General features: G+C 44.4%; 1 protein-coding gene. It reads left to right on the plus strand.

The genetic code is table 11. The features are described from left to right. Nucleotides 1–876: 876 nt before the first annotated feature. Complete coding sequence (locus tag KRX52_RS17235) at nucleotides 877–1185, plus strand: hypothetical protein (RefSeq protein WP_217682972.1); 309 nt, start codon at nucleotides 877–879, stop codon at nucleotides 1183–1185. Nucleotides 1186–1420: the final 235 nt, after the last annotated feature.

Here is a 1420-nt window from a genome sequence, read left to right on the forward strand (position 1 = left end):
GACATCCCACTTTTCAGACTCTCTTTAACTGTGAGCCTCAGGGCACAACACAAGTGCTGGCACCAGTTTATCCATAACCCAGGAAATGTATCAGCACTGCCTAGATTCCTTAGGAATCTTGTGTTATCAGCTGGACATAGTTCTATAGATCCTCTTTCAAACACACCTCTCAGGGCCATTTGCAGGGCTTTTCACTGAAAATTAACTGAGCAGATCACAGGAAGATCTGCATGGACAATATAACAAACTGTGGGACTTGGGGTGGGAGGGTCATTTTCCTAGGTAAACAAAGCAAGGAGCATAGAAGAAATAAAATGAAAGAAAAAGGCCCACCCCAGGGTCTGCAGGTAGACTGAATCAGTCCCTGAGAACCCAGGGACCCTGACTCTGCTGAGATCGCTGGCCTACTCCAGCCCCCACAGAGTGCAGAGATGCAGAGGTGAGCTGCTTCAGCCCCTGCCTTGGGCCCACCTTCCATCTGCCCACCCTGGCAAACTCTGCCCAGGGATCTTTGACAGGACGACTCGACCCCTGAGGACCAAGCAACCCAGAGTCTGCTGACATCTCTGTGCCAGTACTGCTCTTGCCCATCTGGACAGTGAGTGCCTCAGACCTGTCTGCACCCACCTTGAGACCCATCAGAGTATTGGAGCCAATTACACCCACCTGAAGAGAACCCTAGACCCATACACACCAGGAAAGGAAGTGACATCACCTGCACCCACTGGAAGAAGAGATGGGAAGATGACAATATAAGAACACATCCAAAATCAGGAAAACCAATATGACACCACCAGAGTCTAGGGACTCTACACCAGCAAGACATGAACATCCCAACACAGAAGAAGCAGAAGAGAGCAACCTTAAAACAACTTCATGGATATGATAGAGAATCTAAGAGAGGAAATCAGAAAATCCTTCAGAGAAATGGAAGAAAAGACAAACCAAAAGATGCAAGAAATCAAGGAAAGCCAAGAAAATACAATTAAACAGCTGAAGGAAACAGTTCAGGACCTGAAAACTGAAATAGAGACAATAAAGAAAACACAAACTGAGGGAATGCTGGAAGTGGAAAAGCTGAGTAAACAATCAGGAACCACAGATGCAAGCATAACCGACAGAATACAAGAGATGGAAGACAGAATCTCAGGAGTTGAAGCCACACTAGGAGAAATAGATGCATAAAACAAAGAAAATCTTAAGTACAACACATCCCTAAGACAAAGTATCCAGGAAATATGGGACACCATGAAAAGACTAAATCTAAGTATAATAGGTATAGATCAAGGTGAAGAAACCCAACTCAAAGGTTCAGAAAACATACTCGACAAAATCTTAGAACAAAACTTTCCCAACCTAAAGAAAGACATGCCAATGAAACTAAAAGAAAACTACAGAACACCAAATAGAGTAGATCGGA

The sequence above is a fragment of the Geopseudomonas aromaticivorans genome, assembly GCF_019097855.1.
Lineage (GTDB): Bacteria > Pseudomonadota > Gammaproteobacteria > Pseudomonadales > Pseudomonadaceae > Geopseudomonas > Geopseudomonas aromaticivorans.

Bases quoted from the DNA above. Each gene is read 5' to 3' on its own strand.
- KRX52_RS17235 (WP_217682972.1), top strand. From the start codon at position 877: ATGGATATGATAGAGAATCTAAGAGAGGAAATCAGAAAATCCTTCAGA.